Source organism: Caballeronia sp. SBC1, from assembly GCF_011493005.1.
Classification (GTDB): Bacteria; Pseudomonadota; Gammaproteobacteria; order Burkholderiales; family Burkholderiaceae; genus Caballeronia.
The window spans coordinates 1049557-1068067 of the sequence record NZ_CP049156.1 but is presented as its reverse complement, the minus strand read 5'-3'; the positions used below and the strand labels follow the sequence as shown (position 1 = coordinate 1068067).

Here is an 18511-nt window from a genome sequence, read left to right as displayed (position 1 = left end):
GCGAAGAAGAGCGCCGGCAAGAAAACCAAAACCTTGATTCACCGTACTAATCCGGTGCAGGTGACGCGTCGCGTCGTTTCAAAAGACCTGAGGCAGTGGTAAAAAGTTTCAATTGGTGTTGTCAATGCCAAAGGATTCTAGCAGGCTCAAATGATCCGTCAATGCTGGTAAATGTAAAAGCTATTACTTTCAGTAATGATGAACACTGTTCAGGGCGGTGAGAGCGGCCTGCCAAGCCACTTTCCAGCGGAAACGGCTGAATTGTGCCGTTGTGTGCTCTGACGTACCGACATCAACACAGGTAAAATCGACAATCGCCCGCGCGTGAAAGTTCCTCGCCAGAACTTGGACCGCCGCTTGAGCCGCAATTTCAACCGTCGCGCCTGCTATCCGTGGCCCTCGTGCCCCTACGCAGACCGCGCTTCCCGCAGGCCCCTTTTCCTTAGCCGATGAAATACAAAGACCTGCGCGACTTCACCGCCCGCCTCGAAACACTCGGCGAATTGCGCCGCATCAGCCAGCCGGTTTCGCCCGTCCTTGAAATGACTGAACTCTCGGATCGCGTGCTGCGTTCGGGTGGTCCGGCTTTGCTGTTCCAGGCACCGACCGGACACTCCATGCCCGTGTTGGCCAACCTGTTCGGCACACCAAGGCGCGTGGCGCTCGGCATGGGTATCGAGACGGAAGCTGAAACAGAAGCGCAGGCGGCCAATCCCAGTCTTCTCAGCGATAAAGCCGCGCTCGAGTCGTTGCGCGACGTTGGCCGGTTGTTGTCTGCGCTCAAGGAACCCGAGCCGCCGAAAGGCCTGAAGGACGCGGGCAAGTTGCTGTCGCTGGCGAAAGCCGTCTGGGACATGGCGCCGAAAACCGTCAGCTCGCCGCCCTGCCAGGAGATCGTGTGGGAGGGACAAGATGTTGATCTGGCGCGCTTGCCCATTCAGACGTGCTGGCCGGGCGACGCCGGTCCGCTCATCACGTGGGGACTCACGGTCACGCGCGGCCCGAACAAGACGCGGCAGAACCTTGGTATCTATCGGCAGCAGCTGATCGGGCGCAATAAATTGATCATGCGCTGGCTCGCCCACCGGGGCGGCGCGCTGGATTTTCGCGAGTTCGCGCTCGCCAATCCGGGCAAACCGTATCCGGTGGCGGTGGTGCTCGGTGCCGATCCGGCCACTATTCTCGGCGCCGTGACGCCGGTACCGGACTCGCTTTCCGAGTATCAATTTGCCGGCTTGTTGCGCGGCGCGAGGACCGAGTTGGCGAAATGCCTTACGCCCGGTGTCGATAAGTTGCAGGTACCGGCACGCGCGGAAATCGTGCTCGAAGGTTTCATCTATCCGCAGGACGGTCCTGTTCCTGCTCTGCCCGCTGGCGCGCCGCCGCGGCCAACAAACTCATCGTCGGCGAAATACGAGCATGCGCTCGAAGGCCCGTACGGCGACCACACCGGCTATTACAACGAACAAGAGTGGTTTCCGGTCTTCACGGTCGAGAAGATCACCATGCGCCGCGACGCGCTCTATCACTCTACGTATACAGGCAAACCACCCGATGAACCGGCCGTGCTCGGGGTCGCACTCAACGAAGTGTTCGTGCCGCTGCTGCAAAAGCAGTTCACCGAGATCACCGACTTCTATCTGCCGCCCGAAGGCTGCAGTTATCGAATGGCGATCGTGCAGATCAAGAAGAGCTATCCGGGCCACGCGAAACGCGTGATGTTCGGCGTCTGGAGCTTCCTGCGGCAGTTCATGTATACGAAGTTCATCGTGGTCGTGGACGACGATGTGAACATCCGCGACTGGAAGGAAGTGATCTGGGCGATCACCACGCGTATTGATCCGTCGCGCGATACGGTGCTGGTCGATAACACCCCGATCGACTATCTCGATTTCGCGTCGCCGAAGGCGGGGCTGGGATCGAAGATGGGGCTCGACGCCACCAACAAATGGCCAGGCGAAACGGACCGCGAATGGGGCCGGCCGATCACGATGGACGACGCGGTGAAACGGCGCGTCGACGCGTTGTGGGACGAAATCGGCTTTTCTGGGGGAACGCGCTCATGAACGTTGCTGCGACGGTTTATCGAGGGAATCTGGTTGAAAACACGCATGCCGCGCATGTGGCGGTCGTCGATGCCGAAGGCCGGTTGATCTACGCGTTCGGCGATCCGTCACGCATGACGCTTGCTCGTTCCGCGGCGAAACCGGCGCAAGCGCTCGCGGTGCTGGAAACGGGCGCGCTGGATCGTTTCGGTTTCGACGACGCAGATCTCGCGCTCATGTGCGCATCGCACAACAGCGAGCCGCGCCATATCGAACGCACGCGCGCCATGCTGGCGAAGGCGCACGTCACCGAAGCTGAGCTTCGATGCGGCGGCCACACGCCTTTGTCGGACGCGGTCTGGAAAGAATGGATCAGGCGTGATTTCACGCCAAGCGGCGTATGCAGCAATTGCTCGGGCAAACATGCGGGCATGTTGGCGGGCGCGCAGGCGCTGGGCGCGGCGGTTGTTGACTATCACCTGCCTGAGCATCCGCTGCAGGTTCGTGTGAAACACACCGTTGCCGAGCTCTGCGATCTGCCGGACGACGGCGTGCAATGGGCTATTGATGGCTGCAATCTGCCTACTCCGGCGTTCCCGCTGGATAGGCTCGCCCGGCTGTTCATGAAGATGGCGGATGCGAATGCCGAGGTTGATGTCGAGATCGAAACCACGCCTCGTTCGAAAGCGCTCGCCCGCATCTATCGCGCGATGACGACGTATCCGGAACTCGTCGCGGGCGACGGCCGATTCTGTACCGCGTTGATGCAAGCCTTCGACGGCAGTCTGGTCGGCAAAGTGGGCGCCGATGCGAGTTATGCGATTGGTGTGCGTGCTACCGGTACGCGCGGGTCGCTGGGCATCGCGGTCAAGGTGGAAGACGGTAACACGGCCGTGCTTTACGCAATCGTGGCTCATGTTCTGGCGCAACTCGACATTGGCAACGAAACGCAGCGCGCAAAACTCGCCACTTATGGAAACCCGCCGATGCGCAACACGATGGGTATCGAGACGGGACGGCTGGTGGTGACCGTGCCGCTCGAGCGCGTTTAGTACGCGGGCGTTCGCCCGGTTGCCCCACACGCAGGAGCAATGAACACGCGAAGCCGGACAACCCGCTTCGCTCAATACAAAAAGATCAAAAAGGAAAGCCGGGATGCACGTGTTGCCATTGCTGTCTGATGGATTTTTTCTGTCGTTGTCGCTGTGTCTGGATATTGGTATCGCAAACGTCGCGATCATCTCACTGACGCTTTCCCATGGCTTCAAGCCGGGCATGATGCTAGGGCTTGGCACCTGTTTCGGCGATCTCGTCTATGCAGCGCTTGCACTGGCGGGCATGGCGGCGCTGCTCCAGTTCGATGCCGTGCGCTGGGTCGTATGGATAGGCGGCGCAATAGTGCTGCTCTTCCTGACCTTCAAAATGGCACGTGAAGCGCTTATTCCGGCGTCCGCGCCGCCGGTAGAGGGGGAACCGGATCTCATCGCCAAGCCGCGGCCCTCGCACCTGCGCAGCTTCATGCGCGGCAGCTTGCTCGCGGTGTCTTCACCAAGCGCGATTCTCTGGTTCGCCGCCGTGGGGGGCGCGCTGATCGCGAAAGCCGGCGCGACAGGCCCGGCAAGCGCGTCGGTGTTTCTCATCGGCTTCTTTTGCGGCAGCCTTGGCTGGACGCTCTTCATCTGCTCGCTCGCCAGCCACGGCCGCAAACGCGCAGGGACAGCGTTGCTGCGCGCTTGCCACGTTTTATCGGCGATACTGTTCGCGTACTTCGCGTACAGCGTGATCGTCAACGGTTATCACGATCTGATCCTGAAGGACGTGCAGACCTTATGACGTTCAGTTGTGACGCCATGACGCCGCGCTATCCAGCGAGGAATTGAGCGAAGCGCGCCAGGTCGACATTGCCGCCGCTGATCAGCACACCCACTCGCTTACCCTTCACGGCCACGATCTTCTGCAGCACGGCGGCCGCAGCCAGACAACCCGTTGGCTCAACCACCATTTTCATGCGCTGCGCAAAGAACTTCATGGTCTGCACGAGCTGGTCGTCGCTGACCGTGACCACCCGGTCCACGTAGCGCTTCAGGATCGGGAAGTTGTATTCACCCACGTGCGTGGATGCGGCGCCGTCGGCTATCGTGCGCGGCACGTCTATATGGACAATCTCGCCGCGTTCGAGCGATTGCTGCGCGTCGTTGCCCGCCTCCGGCTCCACGCCGATCACAGTACATGACGGGCTCAGTTCGGCCGCCGCCAGCGCGCACCCGGCAAGCAAGCCGCCGCCACCCAGGCACACGAACAGATAATCCAGAGGCCCGGTTTCTTCGATGAGCTCTTTCGCCGACGTCCCCTGCCCCGCGATCACATGCGGATGGTCGTAAGGCGGAATCAGCGTCATGCCGCGCTCTTGCGCGAGCCTCGCACCAATCTCCTCGCGATTTTCTGTGTACCGGTCGTACGTGATCACTTCGCCGCCGTAACCACGCGTGGCTTCCATCTTCGCGGCCGGCGCGTCCTCCGGCATGATGATTGTTGCCTTGATACCGGCAATGCGCGCTGACAGCGCGATTGCCTGCGCGTGATTACCCGATGAATAAGTCAGAACGCCGGCCTGGCGTTGGGACTCGGAGAAATGCGAGATTGCGTTGAACGCACCCCGAAACTTGAAAGCGCCCATGCGCTGGAAGTTCTCGCACTTGAAGAACAGGCTTGCGCCAGTGAGCGCGTCGGCGGTGCTGGAAGTCATCACGGGCGTGCGATGCGCAGCGCCGGCAATACGTTGTGCGGCGTCAGCGACGTCGGCGTAGGTGGGTGCGGGAAGGATTGACATCGAGACTCAAGGGCGGCGGTTGAGGAACCTCCATTGTCCCAGCATCGTGGAGCGTTTGGAAAGCTGGCCAAATGGCCAACACGGCCTGCTTGGTCCGCGCCGAGGTTAACAGGCGCAACGAGGCGCCAACGCAAAAAGAAACAGCGCAACCTGACTCGACGCCAGCGTTGCGCTGTTTTGCAGCAAATCCAATATTCGAACAGTCAGTTAGCTGACCCGGTCATGCCTGGAATCTCAATGACGCCAGCCGCCATAACCACCGTGGTAGCCGCGATATCCGCCATGGTATCCGTACCCGTAACCGCCACGATAATGACCGCGCCAGTACGGACCGCCGTAATAGCCGCCAACCACAACGGGCGGTGCGTAGACCACAGGCGGCGGCGCATAGACAACCGGGCCCGGCGCGTAATACACGGGCGGCGGCGGAGCTGCGTACACCGGATAAGCCGGCGCAACCGGCACCCCAATGCCGATACCCACCGAAACGTGCGCCTGCGCGGCGCTCACAAGGCCGACCCCAAGCGCAGCAGCAGCCAGAACCTGTACTATCTTTTTCACTTTTATTCTCCCCGCCGCGGTCCTGTACACATGACCGGTCACCGCAACGACATGCATTCAATGTAGCTAAAAACCCTGAATCCCACCTTAAGCATTTGTTGCAAATTGCAATATCTACAGTCCTAAAAGTGGGTTTTGTCTGTCGAATTTCAAGCAGGCGCACAGCCGCGCTGGCCTTGCCGCAAGGACTTATCGAGGCGGATTAAGGGTTTGCTGAGAAAGCCGTCGCTTGGCCGACGTTGTCCGAGCATTATTCCGAATGTCACCAAAGTAATGATTCATTACACTTTGCTTTTAGTGGCCGAGAAATGGAAAACCCCGCCGACCGGGAAGCGTCGAACGGGGCATCTTCAAACGATGCTGCTTTTTTCAGGCAACGGCACTCAATCCGCCGATTCAGCCTACCGGTTCAGCCCACCTTCACGTAGGCGAATTCGCGGGTAACGCTGGGTGGCACATATGCCCCGCTGATCCTGACCCTCGGCGTCAGCCGCTTGCGCTGATCCCACCACTGGCGTCGATGTGTCTGGCTGAGAAAACGCAGGTGTTTCCGATACGCAAAAATACTCATGGCGACCCCCAAACGTTGCAAAACAAGCACTGGCGCACATCGGCCAAAAGACCAACCCTGACTGTCCAGGCCCGAAACGCAAGTTGCTCGAGCCTCGCAAAACCGTTGGCGGCAGCGCCCCTCACCGTTTTTATGGCGCCAGCGCCGTTGCGCGATACTTCACTTTGCGCCGCGAACGCGAATCCGCACATCGCAACAAATACTATGGAGCAACAACCATGCCTTTTTCAACGACGCCCCGTTTGGGCTTCGTCGGCGCAGGCCGTCTTGCGCGCTGTCTGGCAGCAATCTGGTCGCGCGCGGGCTACCCGGTCACCGCGATAGCGAGCCGATCGGCGGCATCGGCATACGAATTCGCCAGTGAATTGCCGGAGTGTCTGGTCGCCGATGACGCCAGCGCGGTCGCGCAGCACGCCGATATCGTATTTTTAACCGTTCCCGACGACTCCATTGGTGCGACGGCGAACGCTTTGCGACTGGATCAACCTCTCGGCAACGCAAAGGCGGTCGTGCATTGCAGTGGCGCCACGCCCGTCGATGTCCTCGCTGCGGCCCAGGCGCAGGGTGCAGCTATCGGCGGATTCCATCCATTGTTCCTGTTCGGCGGCCTGCCGAGCGACCAGACGCGCATTGCAGGCTGTTCAGTCACGATCGAAGCGAGCGGGCCGTTGCACGACACACTGACCGCGTTGGTCCAGGCGCTGGGCTGCCATCCGCTTTCCATCCCGCCAGGTGGACGCCTGCTGTACCACGCCGCCGCGCACTACGCGGCCAGCTTTGCGCTGTGCTCGCTGTCGGAAACGGTGACGCTCTGGAAAGAGTTGGGGTTCGCCGAGGACGACGCATTGCGCGCAGTCTTGCCGATGCTCGCCGGCACCATCGAAACCGCGCGTGAAAAGGGTTTGCCGGGTGCGCTTGCCGGCCCGGTGTCGCGCGGCGACGCGAGTATCGTCATCAAGCAGCTGGCCCTGCTGCAAGACCTCGGCGGAGATCACGCCGCCCTATATGCACTGCTCTCGCGCCGCGCGGTCGCGCTGGCGAAACGGCGGGCCTCGCCACCGCCAGCGGAAGCACTCGACGCGATGTCACACGCCATTGAACTCGTGTTGAACGGGACCGGGCCGAGCGACGATTGATTACCCGATCCGAGACGCTTGACCGGCCGTTTGGGGGCACCCGTGCACCGGCGTGCGGCAAGCGGCACAAGGCGTCATCAAGCCATGCTATCGTGATGCCCGGCACGCCAGTGTGGCAAAGCCGCCGAGGGGTTCGGCCACCAAGCCGGACGCCGGCAGCAGGCGAGGAAGAAGCGGAGGAACAAGCGCTCTGATCGGCGGTTCGTGGTCTGATTGAGAACCCGGAGCGTGCGTTGAACCCACGCGAAGTTCCAGCTTCGGCCGCCACCCTCGACGCCAACCCATTCCAGCTACGAGAACGAACAATGATCAAGGTGAGCTTTTTTTATCCGTATCGCGAGAATGCGCCCTTCGACATCGACTACTACTGCGCGAGCCATATGCCCTGGGTGGCCGGCTTGCTTGGCAGCGCACTGAAGGGCTGGTCGGCTGAAGCGGGCCTCGCGGGCGGCGCGCCAGGTTCAACGCCCACGTATATTGCAGCGGGCCACCTGCTGTTCGATTCCGTCGATGACTTCACGGCCGCGGTCTCGCCGCATGCGAAAGCCTTCTCGGCGGACATCGTTAACTACTACCCCGACGGTGTTCCGCCGGTCGTGCAGATCAGCGATATCCGCGCCAGTAGCTGACTGGCGGCTGGCTGAAGACTGACGGTAGCTGATTGATGAAGCCGGGCGGTTTTCCGCTGCGGCTTTACTTGCCCTCGTATCACCCCGCGCGGCCATGTGCGCCGCGCTTTTGCCTTGAAAAGGATTTGAGATGTTCGGCGAGATCGCCCGTTTTCTACTCAACACAATCTTCACGCTGTTCGGCGCTGCGCTGCTGCTGCGCGCGTGGATGCAGGTCGTCCGCATGCCGCCGTACAACCCCGTGTCCAACGCGGTGATGCAAGCCACGAACTGGCTCGTCTTGCCGTTGCGCAAGATCCTGCCGGCGGCAAAGACCATCGACTGGGCGAGCATTGTCGCGGCGTTCCTTGCGGCAGTGGTATTCGTGATCCTGCTGGTCCTGGTCGCGGGCGTCGATCCCGCCGGCCTTGTGCCCATGCTGCCTACATTGCTGTTGGTCGCGGTGATCACCGTCATCAAATGGGCGCTGAATCTCATCATCTGGATGACGATCCTGATGGCGTTGCTGTCGTGGCTGAACCCGCAATCCCCCGCCATGCCGCTGCTGTATCAGCTCACGGCGCCGTTTCTCGAGCCGCTGCGGCGCGTGTTGCCGCGCATGGGCGGTATCGATTTGTCGCCTATCCTGCTGTTCGTGATCGTTCAGGTACTGCTGATGGTCGTCACGCGGCTAGCCGTTACCATGACCATGTTCGGCGTGTGATTTCAGGGTTCAATTCTCGTCGATCCGGGTAAAGTTGCGGTAGACGGGGTATTCCGCGTAAAATCGCGGTCTCTGCGGGCGTCGTATAATGGTAATACCCTAGCTTCCCAAGCTAGAGCCGTGGGTTCGATTCCCATCGCCCGCTCCAGTTTTCGTTCACAAAAAGCCGCCTTCGAAGGCGGCTTTTTTGATTTACAGCAGCGCCAGGTTTGCCTCGCTTTGCCGCCAAGCTCCGCTCAACCCCAGAAGCCGCATTCTTTTTCGATGATCCACGATTCCACCCCCGACCAAGACGAAACCAACGATAGCGACGAACGCGACGAAGCCAAAGACAGCAAAGCGGCGGACGTGACTGGCACGCTTCGTCATCGGCGGATTCGCAGCTTTGTCACGCGTGCGGGACGGGTATCCACGGGACAGCGCCGCGCACTCGATGAATTCGGCCCGCGTTTTGTCGTGCCATACGCAGCGCAGCCGCTCGACTGGGACGCCGCGTTCGGGCGCAAAGCGCCGCGCGTGCTGGAGATCGGCTTCGGCATGGGCGCGACGACGGCGGAAATCGCGTCGGCACGTCCCGCCGACGATTTTCTCGGTATCGAGGTCCATGAACCGGGCGTGGGCGCGTTGCTGAAGCTGATCGGCGAACAGGAACTGACTAATATTCGCGTCGTTCAGCATGACGCCGTGGAAGTGCTGGAGCACATGATTGCGCCGGACAGCCTAGATGGCGTCCACATCTATTTCCCCGATCCGTGGCACAAGGCGCGTCACCATAAACGCCGGCTCATCCAGCCGAAGTTCGTTGCGCTGCTTGTTTCACGGCTCAAGCCGGGCGGGTATCTGCATCTCGCCACTGACTGGCAGAACTATGCCGAACAGATGCTCGAAGTGTTATCAGCGGAACCGGCACTGGAAAACACAGCCGGCTCGGACTACGCGCAGCGTCCCGATTACCGGCCCGTGACCAAGTTCGAGCGCCGCGGATTGAAGCTCGGCCACGGCGTGTGGGATCTGGTGTTCAAGCGCCGCTGAAGCACGGCTCAATAATCGTCAAATCAACGCAAAAACAGGCCGTTCCAACGTGAGTTGGAACGGCCTGTTTCGACTGTGCTTGCAGATTTTCAGGCCTGCTCGCCAAGGGCAAAGCGGCGTTGAATCATCATTCCGCCCAACTCAGCCCACCGCTATACCCAACAATCAGGATCAGCAGCCCGAAGCCGATCCGATACCACGCGAACGCCGTGAAATCGTGTGTGGCGACGTAACGCAACAGCCATCGAATACACACGAATGCGCTGACAAACGCGGCCACCATCCCGACGATAAACAAGCCCACTGAATCGACCGACAGCGTGCGCCACTCCTTCGCGAGTTCATAAAGCGTGGCGCCGAAAATAATGGGAATCGCGAGAAAGAATGAAAACTCGGTGGCGACTTTGCGTTCCAGCCCGAACAACATCCCACCGATAATCGTCGACCCCGAGCGCGACGTGCCCGGAATCAGCGCGAAGCATTGGGCGAGCCCGACTTTGAAGGCATCGGCGTAAGAGAGATCGTCCACCGACGTCACCCGCGGCGCGATGTTGCGCTCGCGGTGCCGCGCTTCCGCCCACAAGATCACGATGCCGCCCACGATCAGCGCCACGGACACCGGCACCGGCGCGAACAAAACGGCCTTGATGTGCTTTTCGAACAGCAGGCCGAGCACGACCGCCGGAATGGTCGCGATGATCACGTTCAGCGCAAACCTTCGCGCCTTGGGCTGCGTGGGCAACCCGGCAACGACCGAGCCGATCTTGCGCCGGTATTCCCAGACAATCGCGAGAATCGCGCCGAACTGGATCACGACGTCGAACGTCTTGGCCTGGGCATCAGTGAAATTCAGCAGACTGCCGGCAACGATCAAGTGTCCCGTGCTCGATACCGGCAAAAACTCAGTCAAACCCTCCACCACACCCAGAATCAGCGCTTTGCAAAACAGAATCCAGTCCATCGCTCCGCCCTTTTGGCATAGTTTGGCCGTCGCCAGCCAATCGTTCAGGCATGCGCGTACTGGATTGCGCCAGAAAAACTACTTCTCGACGATCTGCACACGTATGCCGTTTGTAAGGACGGTGATTGTACCGGGTTCGTAATTAACACCGGCAAACTGCAATTGTTCTGGCTTGAATGTGTAGATGGGGTAACGGTCCAGGAACTGCGTTGCCATGACCGCGCCGACCGCGTTGATCTGCTGGTTGTATTGCGCAGCCTCGCCGGAGACCTGGGCGTTGTCGACGGTCGGCGACATCAGGATCACCGAATGACTGGGTGCGTCGTAAGCAAGCTGACTGGAAAGTGTAAATATTCCCGTGACCGGATTCGGGATGAACGGCGTGGCAAGCCGCGCGTCCAGCCGTACCGTAATCCGGTTGCGATCGGGCGCGAGGCCGACCAGCGGATTGCTCAGCGTGACATCGAAAATCTGCGAGGCCGTGCGTTCCAAGGGAAACTTGCGCTGCAACGCGTCCTGGACCTGCGCCTGGCTGAACGTGTAGTGATCGGGGATGAACGGAAATATCGATGCGGCGCATCCCTGGGTTCCCAGCGCCACCGCGCCCGCGCCGCCAAGGGCTGCGAGCAGGAACCGGCGCCGCTTCGGCGCAACGGCTTGAGTCATGCGAAATTCTCCAGTGACTTGAACTTGAACCTGAGCTTGAACGTGATCTGAACTTGCAGGATGAGCGTTCGACCGGTTACGCGCGCTCAGGTTGCGTATCGATTTCGAGTTGCGTGAGCCACGCCAGCGCGTAAGCACGCGTGTCGCCGCACATGGACTCCGATGGCTGCAGGCCCGAGCAGCAGGCCGGTCTGCGCGGATCGCCAAAAATCGCGCAGCGAAGATCCGCCCCGAGCTGGACGCAGCGCACGCCGGCCGGCTTGCCGTCGGGCATGCCGGGAATCGCGCTCGAAATCGACGGCGCAATACAGCATGCGCCGCAGCTTTCGCGGCACGCGTGTGCAGAGTTCGGACGGAGGGCGGCAGACATCGGTTCGTACTGTTTGGGCAAATGAGGCAACCCGACATTGTGCCACCGTGCGGCTGCGGCGTTATCACGCAAGAATTGGGACAACGTGTCGGCTAGACTCGAAGCACCCTCTTCAAGTCCGTCCGCAATGTCCCTCTTCCGCCCCGATCTGCTCACGAAATACGACGCGGCCGGTCCGCGCTACACGTCGTATCCCCCCGCCGTTCAATTCACCGATACCTTCGATCCCGGCCATTACCATCGGGCGGCGGCGGACCCGGGAGCGGCATCGACGGATCTTTCGCTGTACTTCCATATTCCATTCTGCGACACCGTCTGTTTCTATTGCGGCTGCAACAAGATCGCTACAAAAAATCGTGCGCACGCGCGTCCCTATCTCGATCTGTTGAAACGTGAACTGTTGTTGCAGGCGGCATGTTTCGACACCTCCCGCCCGGTGTCGCAGTTGCATTGGGGCGGCGGTACACCGACGTTTTTGTCGCACGATGAAATGGCCGAATTGATGATCGCGACCGCTGAGTCTTTTCGCCTTCTGCCCGACGCGCAGGCCGAATATTCGATCGAAGTCGATCCGCGCGAGGCATCGCCAGAAACAATCAACGTATTGCGCGAGCTGGGTTTCAACCGGCTGAGCTTCGGGGTGCAAGACTTTGATCTGCGTGTGCAGCAAGCGGTCAATCGCGTTCAACCGCTCGAGATGACGCAAAGGGTGATGTCGGCGGCACGGGCCGAAGGGTTTAAATCGGTCAGCGTTGATCTGATCTATGGCTTGCCGCATCAGAGCGTGGAGAGCTTCAGCCGTACGCTCGACACGATGATCACGCTCGCGCCCGACCGGCTTTCGGTGTTCGGCTATGCGCATATGCCGTCTGTTTTCAAGATGCAGCGGCAGATGGATGAAGCCACATTGCCCTCGCCGGCTGTGCGTCTGGCGCTTCTCGAACGGGTTATCGAGAAACTGACTGACGCAGGTTATGTGTACATCGGGATGGATCATTTCGCTTTGCCAAACGATGAACTAGCCGTGGCGCAGCGAGCGGGTACGCTGCATCGAAATTTTCAGGGTTACAGCACCCAGGCGGATTGCGATCTGATCGGATTGGGGGTGTCTTCCATTGGCAAGGTCGGCGATGTCTACGCGCAGAACGCCAAGGACATGGCCGGTTACGCCGCTGCGATCGATCGCGGCGAACTCGCTATTGCACGAGGCGTGCGGCTAAGCGCCGATGATCGGCTGCGGCGCGACATCATCAGTGAAATCATGTGTCAGTTTTCACTGCGCTTTGATGCGTTGGAAGCGGTTTATGGGATTCGGTTCGAGACTGCTTTTGCCAGTGAGCTGGAGCGGTTGAAACCGCTTGAGGCCGATGGGCTGGTCAAGGTGAACCACGATGGCATCGAAGTGCTTCCCGCCGGGCGCCTGCTCGTACGTAACGTGGCCATGATCTTCGATCGGTATCTCGCCGGGAACACAACGCAGCGGTTTTCACGGACGATTTGATCGCTGGCGTCAAAGTCTGGGCGACCCTCCCCACGGCCTTTCGCAACTTTGACGCTCGCCAGCCGTAAATGCGCTATCGTGCGGCGTGCTTCACGCTCCACAGACACGCAATGCATCTATCAAGAAAACGAAACATCCTCATCGCGGCAATTGTTGTCATCATCGTACTGACGCTCGGCATCACACACACGCTCAGAAAACGCGCGAGCGCCGGCGCACCGGCAACATCGGCTTCGTCCTCCGCCGACGAGTCTGTCATCGAATTCACGCCCGGTGACCTCGCCGCGCTCACGCGTCACACGCTGTCCGAAACGCTGCCGCTCACCGGTTCACTTCGCGCCGTCACGCAAGCTGCCGTCAAGGCGAAAGTGGCGGGCTCGGCTCTCGACGTGCGGGCGCGTGAAGGCGATACCGTCAAGGCAGGACAAATACTCGCCTCCATCGACGCCCGCGACTACGCCGCTCGCGCCGAGCAATCGCGTGGGCAAATGGCCGCCATGGCCGGTCAGTTGGATATCGCGAAACAAACGCTCGAGAACAATCGCGTGCTCGTCGAAAAGGGCTTCATCTCAAAAAATGCCTTCGATACGGCCCAAAGCCAGTACACCATCGCTGCCGCCAATCTCGCGGCTGCCCGCGCTGCGCTGGCATCGTCGAATTTGTCGGTGGCGGACACCATCGTGCGCGCGCCGTTCAGCGGTCAGATTGCGTCGCGAAGCATTGAACCCGGGGAGCGTGTGGCCGTCGACAGCAAATTGTTCGATGTCGTCGACCTGACCCAGCTTGAACTCGAAGCCCCCGTGCCCGTGGGGGAAATCGGCCGCGTTCGAATCGGCCAGCCCGTTTCCATCCGGTTCGATGGCATCGAACCGCCCGTCGTGTCCACTGTCACGCGCATCAATCCCGCAGCGCAGCCGGGCTCGCGCTCGATCATGGTTTATATCCAGGTGCCCAATCCGACTGCCACACTGCGCGTCGGCATGTTTGGCACGGGCAGCGTGACGGTGGGCAGCACCCCGAACGCGCTGGTGGTGCCAGCATCCGCGGTGCGCACGGATGGCGCGAGCCAAAGCGTCTACGCGCTCTCGGGCGGCAAACTCGTCGAAGTTCCTGTCACCACGGCAGCAACCGGTGCCGCCGAGGGCGCGAGCTGGACCCAGCTCGTCGATCCACCGCTCAAGGAAGGCCAGCAGGTCGTGAAGAATAACCTCGGCGCGCTGCGCATCGGCAGCACCGTGCGCATGGTCGGACTAGCCGCCGCCGCTTTGCCAACGGCGGCCACGGCGGCGTCCATGCCAGCTGTTCAATAGCGGAGCCGCAAGCCATGTGGTTCACGCGCGTCAGCATCAATAACCCCGTGTTCGCCGCCATGATGATGGCGGCGTTTCTCGTGATCGGCCTGTTCTCATACGAGCGCCTGAAGGTCGATCAGTTTCCCGATATCACGTTTCCCGTGGTCGTTGTCCAGACGGCGTATCCAGGGGCATCGCCGGAATCGGTGGAATCCGACGTCACTCGCAAGATAGAGGAAGCGGTCAACACGATTAGCGGCATCGACGAAATTTCATCGCACTCCTACGACGCGTTGTCGGTCGTGATCGTCCAGTTCGATCTCTCGGTCAACGTCATGCAGGCCGCGCAGGACGTCCGCGACAAGGTGGCGCTGATCAGGCCCGATCTGCGCGACGGCGTGAAGGAACCGCGCGTTTTGCGCTATGACCCGTCCGACATGCCGATCGTCACGGTTGCCGTGTCCAACGCGCCAGGCTCAGCGTTGAGCACGCGTGACCTCACGACCACCGCCGACCAGATCGTGCGCAAGCGTCTGGAAACCGTGCGCGGCGTGGGCTCGGTGAGCATTGTGGGCGGCGTAAAGCGGCAGGTTCGGATTGATGTCAGTCCGGATCGCCTGCAAGCATTGTCCGTTGGCGTTGATCAGGTGATTCGCGCCGTGCAGAACGAGAATCAGGAGATCCCAGCCGGGCCGCTGACGTCGGCGGGTATTGAACAGACCGTGCAGGTGAAGGGCCGTTTCCAGACGCCCGATGACTTCAAACGCATCATTGTCGCGCGTCGCGGCGCATCGAATGCTGGGCATGCCGTCACGCTGGATCAGGTGGCGCAAGTGGTCGACGGGCAGGAAGAGCCGGACAGCATGGCGCTGCTCAACGGTAATCGCGCGCTGTTTTTATCGGTGGTCAAGGCGCAGGGCGAGAACACGGTTGACGTGGCGCATGGCATCCGGGCCGAAGTCGAAGCACTGCGAAAGGCGCTGCCGCCGGGCGTCAAGCTAGACATCACCGACGACTCGTCACTCGATATCGAAAACAGCGTGAACGAAGTCAAGGGCACATTGCTCGAGGGCGCGCTGCTGACCATCGCGATCGTGTTCCTGTTCCTCGGCTCGTGGCGCAGCACCGTGATCACCGGGCTCACGCTGCCGATCGCGTTGATCGGCACGTTTGCGTTCATGTTCGCGGCCGGTTTCACGATCAACGTCATCACGCTGATGGCGTTGTCGCTATGCGTGGGCTTGTTGATCGACGACGCGATCGTGGTGCGTGAAAACATTGTCCGGCATGTTCAGCTTGGCGCGGACCACCGCACGGCCGCACTCGATGGCACGAAGGAAATCGCCCTCGCCGTGCTCGCCACAACGTTTTCGATTGTCGCCGTGTTCCTGCCAGTGGGATTCATGAGCGGCATCATCGGCCGGTTCTTTCACCAGTTCGGCGTGACAGTCGCGGCCGCCGTGCTGATCTCGATGTTCGTCTCGTTTACGCTCGACCCCATGCTCTCGTCGATCTGGCCCGATCCCGCGCTGCACGTGCGCGGCACACGCCATCTCGCCCGTTTGCTCGCCTTCTTCGAGCGCGGCGTGGAACGGCTCGCGCAGTTCTATCGGCGGCTGCTCGGCTGGTCGCTCAGGCACCGCATCACGACGCTGTCGGTTGCGGCCGCGACTTTTTTCGGCAGCCTGTTCCTCGTGCCGCTGATCGGCACCGAGTTCGTCCCGAATGCCGATTTTTCCACCACGCAGATTGGCTTGAACACGCCCGTGGGAACGTCGCTGGAAGCAACCGCCGACAAAGTCCGCCAGGTCGAAGCGGCACTCGCGTCATACCCTGAGGTGCGTTATAGCTATGCCACGATCAACTCCGGTAACGCGCAGGGCAAGAACAACGCGCTGATTACCGTACGCCTGAAGGAGCGGCGCGAACGCACGCGCGGCGTGCTGGAATTGAACCAGGTGTTCCGTACGCGGCTGCAGAGGATTGCCGGGATCGTGGTGACCGAGATCGGCATGCCGGACGGCGCCGGCTCCAGCAAGGCGGTGCAGTTCAGCCTGCAAGGCGACAACCTGGACGAGCTCCGGCGTCTGTCCGCCGAAGCACAACAGCGCTTGCGAAAGATTCCCGGCCTCGTGGATCTGGACGCGAGCCTGAAGGACGACAAACCCATTGTGGCCATTGACGTCCGTCGCGAACTCGCGTCTGACCTGGGCGTAGGCGTAGCGGAGGTCGGTCAGGCGCTGCGCCCGCTGCTGTCGGGTGACGCCATCAGCACGTGGCGCGCGCCCGACGATCAGGATTACGACGTGAGCGTGCGTTTGCCCTCGGCACAACGCCGCAACGTAGACGACCTGTCAAAGCTCATGATTGCCACCAGCCGCACCGACGCAAACGGCGCGCCCGTACTCGTGCCCTTGCGACAGGTCGCCGCTATTACCGAGACGACCGGACCGGATGTGATCGGCCGGCGGGATTTGTCGCGCGAGGTCGAGATTTCGGCAAACGTCATAGGACGATCGCCGGGCGAAGTCGCCGCCGATGTGAAGAAAACCCTCGACGAGATGCACCTTCCCGCAGGCTACCGATACCGTTTCGGCGGCTCCACAAAAAGCATGAACGAGTCGTTCATCTATGCGGTCCAGGCGCTGGTGCTCGCCGTGATCTTCATCTACATGATCCTCGCGTCGCAATTCGGCAGCTTCCTGCAACCGCTCGCGATCATGACGTCCCTCCCGCTCACGCTGGTGGGCGTGCTGCTCGCGTTGCTGCTGTTCGGCAGCACGCTGAACATGTTCTCGATCATCGGTTTCATCATGCTGATGGGCCTCGTCACGAAGAACGCGATCCTGCTCGTCGACTTCGCGAATCAGGCACGGCGCGGCACCCTGCTCGACGCGACGGGTAAAGGCCACCCGATGACCCGCACCGACGCGTTGCTGGAAGCGGCACGCGTCAGGCTGCGCCCGATCCTGATGACCACGCTCGCGATGATCTTCGGCATGCTGCCGCTCGCGCTGGGCTTGGGCGAAGGCGGCGAGCAACGGGGGCCGCTCGGCCAGACGGTCATTGGCGGCGTGATCACCTCGTCTTTGTTAACGCTGGTGGTCGTGCCAGTGGCTTATACGGTCCTTGATGATTTCGGCGCATGGGTGACGAGGAAATGGCGGCGCGGTGCAAAGGGAAAGACGCTTATTGCATCTTCCGAACGCTCCCGAGACATTCCCGCCGAGGTGGACCGCGTGCCTTGAATGCATCGCGGCGCGCGAAAGCTCGCTTTACGCACGAGGTTGCGTTCGAAGTTGCCTCATTAGCCGCCGGCTACTTTTTCTCGAGCGCAGCACCTCCCTCATACTCCTCGCTTTCCACATTGACCTTGCGGGGCCGGCCGCCACGCGCGCCGTTCGCGCGCGCCGCGGCCGCTTTGGATTCGCTGCGACTGGCCCCTCCCGCCTTACCCAGTCGTCTGGCCATGAACGATCGCGACCCCAGTACACCGGCAAGTAACGGTGCCACGAGAATGTCGGCGTCGACGGTGGGGAAATACAAACCCGTGCCGGATGCCGTGATTTCGATTGTTTTCAGGTCGCTGTCCGAAGCATTTTCCAAACCCTGGATAATCCGCGCGGGAATCGCGAACAACGCGCCATTCGACAGTTCGATAGCCACCCTGCCGTCCACTGGATTAAACGAGGCGGACATGGCGATCGGATGTGCGGCAACGTGTTTGTTCATCCGCTCTTCGGCTTCGCGCATCTGGTGTTCGGTGATATCAACAAAAGCAGTCATGTAGTGTCTTCCATTCAGTGCATAGCGAGCCGACCACGTTTTGCATCCGGCGAGCGAAGGTAGTTGCGTCAACGTGCGAAAAGCCGTGATTCTTTTGCAAGGTCGGCGGTCCAACCGGACAGTGCAAGTTGAAGATGGCGTGTTGCTTGCCGTCAAGAACATGCACGTGAGCAGGTTGATGATCGTTCAAATAAATCACGACGCGGGCAGCGCCGATGCGGAAAATTGTTGGCATGCAGTCACTCTATCCGTTAGCTGCGGGCAAGTAAACCCAAACGCTTGGGTTTACTTGGAACTGTTGTTTTACCCCGCAAAAGACCGTGTGCGGGGACCAGTCAAGCTTAGGCAGGAAGCGGAACCGGCGCTATCAGCCGAATGGCAGAGGAGCCCGGTTTATCAAGCATCAAGTGTGCGGCGGCGAGTATTTA

At 60.8% G+C, this 18511-nt stretch carries 18 protein-coding genes and 1 tRNA gene; 11 read left to right on the top strand and 8 right to left on the bottom strand.

Annotated elements, in window-relative coordinates:
• Positions 1–449: 449 nt before the first annotated feature.
• The 3 genes from SBC1_RS04700 to SBC1_RS04690 all read left to right on the top strand — a co-directional run bounded on the left by SBC1_RS04700 (position 450) and on the right by SBC1_RS04690 (position 3878).
• Complete coding sequence (locus SBC1_RS04700) at positions 450–2066, top strand: UbiD family decarboxylase (RefSeq protein ID WP_165087767.1); 1617 nt, start codon at positions 450–452, stop codon at positions 2064–2066.
• The gene (locus tag SBC1_RS04695; protein WP_165087764.1) at positions 2063–3097 is read left to right on the top strand and encodes an asparaginase; all 1035 of its coding nucleotides are present in this window, start codon (positions 2063–2065) and stop codon (positions 3095–3097) included. Before SBC1_RS04700 ends, SBC1_RS04695 begins: the two co-directional genes overlap by 4 nt.
• A gap of 103 nt (positions 3098–3200) precedes the next feature.
• Positions 3201–3878: a LysE family translocator gene (locus tag SBC1_RS04690; RefSeq protein ID WP_165087761.1), complete on the top strand. Its 678-nt coding sequence runs from the start codon at positions 3201–3203 to the stop codon at positions 3876–3878.
• A 28-nt stretch (positions 3879–3906) separates the two neighbouring features.
• Here the strand turns inward: SBC1_RS04690 and SBC1_RS04685 are convergent, their stop codons facing one another.
• The 3 genes from SBC1_RS04685 to SBC1_RS04675 form a co-directional block, all read right to left on the bottom strand.
• Positions 3907–4875, bottom strand: a complete 969-nt coding sequence (locus tag SBC1_RS04685; protein WP_165087758.1) for a threo-3-hydroxy-L-aspartate ammonia-lyase — start codon at positions 4873–4875, stop codon at positions 3907–3909.
• A 234-nt stretch (positions 4876–5109) separates the two neighbouring features.
• Entirely contained in the window at positions 5110–5436 is a 327-nt protein-coding gene (locus SBC1_RS04680) for a hypothetical protein (RefSeq protein WP_165087756.1), read from the bottom strand.
• A gap of 409 nt (positions 5437–5845) precedes the next feature.
• Positions 5846–6007 (bottom strand): hypothetical protein, encoded by a 162-nt coding sequence (locus SBC1_RS04675; RefSeq protein ID WP_165087753.1) that lies wholly within the window; start codon positions 6005–6007, stop codon positions 5846–5848.
• A gap of 218 nt (positions 6008–6225) precedes the next feature.
• Here SBC1_RS04675 and SBC1_RS04670 point away from each other — a divergent pair, with 218 nt between their 5' ends.
• From SBC1_RS04670 to trmB, 5 genes are all read left to right on the top strand, one after another.
• The gene (locus tag SBC1_RS04670; protein WP_165087748.1) at positions 6226–7143 is read left to right on the top strand and encodes a Rossmann-like and DUF2520 domain-containing protein; all 918 of its coding nucleotides are present in this window, start codon (positions 6226–6228) and stop codon (positions 7141–7143) included.
• Between the two features lie 305 nt (positions 7144–7448).
• Positions 7449–7772: an EthD family reductase gene (locus tag SBC1_RS04665; protein WP_165087742.1), complete on the top strand. Its 324-nt coding sequence runs from the start codon at positions 7449–7451 to the stop codon at positions 7770–7772.
• Between the two features lie 130 nt (positions 7773–7902).
• Positions 7903–8475: a YggT family protein gene (locus SBC1_RS04660; RefSeq protein ID WP_089166214.1), complete on the top strand. Its 573-nt coding sequence runs from the start codon at positions 7903–7905 to the stop codon at positions 8473–8475.
• Between the two features lie 74 nt (positions 8476–8549).
• A tRNA-Gly gene (locus SBC1_RS04655) sits at positions 8550–8623 on the top strand.
• Positions 8624–8739: 116 nt separating this feature from the next.
• Positions 8740–9507, top strand: a complete 768-nt coding sequence (gene trmB / locus SBC1_RS04650) for a tRNA (guanosine(46)-N7)-methyltransferase TrmB (protein WP_165087739.1) — start codon at positions 8740–8742, stop codon at positions 9505–9507.
• A 127-nt stretch (positions 9508–9634) separates the two neighbouring features.
• Here trmB and SBC1_RS04645 read toward each other — a convergent pair whose 3' ends face one another.
• The 3 genes from SBC1_RS04645 to SBC1_RS04635 form a co-directional block, all read right to left on the bottom strand.
• Positions 9635–10468 carry an undecaprenyl-diphosphate phosphatase gene (locus SBC1_RS04645; RefSeq protein ID WP_165087736.1) on the bottom strand — a complete coding sequence of 278 codons (834 nt, stop codon included), beginning with the start codon at positions 10466–10468 and terminating at the stop codon, positions 9635–9637.
• A 78-nt stretch (positions 10469–10546) separates the two neighbouring features.
• The gene (locus tag SBC1_RS04640; RefSeq protein ID WP_165087733.1) at positions 10547–11134 is read right to left on the bottom strand and encodes a DUF1439 domain-containing protein; all 588 of its coding nucleotides are present in this window, start codon (positions 11132–11134) and stop codon (positions 10547–10549) included.
• A 76-nt stretch (positions 11135–11210) separates the two neighbouring features.
• Positions 11211–11504, bottom strand: a complete 294-nt coding sequence (locus SBC1_RS04635; protein ID WP_165087730.1) for a YkgJ family cysteine cluster protein — start codon at positions 11502–11504, stop codon at positions 11211–11213.
• 127 nt (positions 11505–11631) lie between these two features.
• On the opposite strand from SBC1_RS04635, the gene hemN reads away from it, so the two are divergent.
• The 3 genes from hemN (at position 11632) to SBC1_RS04620 (ending at position 17545) form a co-directional block, all read left to right on the top strand.
• Complete coding sequence (hemN, locus tag SBC1_RS04630) at positions 11632–13005, top strand: oxygen-independent coproporphyrinogen III oxidase (protein WP_165987480.1); 1374 nt, start codon at positions 11632–11634, stop codon at positions 13003–13005.
• Between the two features lie 110 nt (positions 13006–13115).
• The gene (locus SBC1_RS04625) at positions 13116–14315 is read left to right on the top strand and encodes an efflux RND transporter periplasmic adaptor subunit (RefSeq protein ID WP_165087724.1); all 1200 of its coding nucleotides are present in this window, start codon (positions 13116–13118) and stop codon (positions 14313–14315) included.
• 14 nt (positions 14316–14329) lie between these two features.
• Positions 14330–17545 (top strand): efflux RND transporter permease subunit, encoded by a 3216-nt coding sequence (locus tag SBC1_RS04620; protein WP_165087719.1) that lies wholly within the window; start codon positions 14330–14332, stop codon positions 17543–17545.
• Positions 17546–17615: 70 nt separating this feature from the next.
• Here the strand turns inward: SBC1_RS04620 and SBC1_RS04615 are convergent, their stop codons facing one another.
• Positions 17616–18083, bottom strand: coding sequence for a DUF2442 domain-containing protein (locus SBC1_RS04615; RefSeq protein ID WP_165087716.1), 468 nt, complete (start codon positions 18081–18083; stop codon positions 17616–17618).
• Complete coding sequence (locus SBC1_RS40480; RefSeq protein WP_165087713.1) at positions 18067–18318, bottom strand: DUF4160 domain-containing protein; 252 nt, start codon at positions 18316–18318, stop codon at positions 18067–18069. The genes SBC1_RS04615 and SBC1_RS40480 overlap by 17 nt, the downstream gene beginning before the upstream one ends.
• Positions 18319–18511 lie beyond the last annotated feature (193 nt).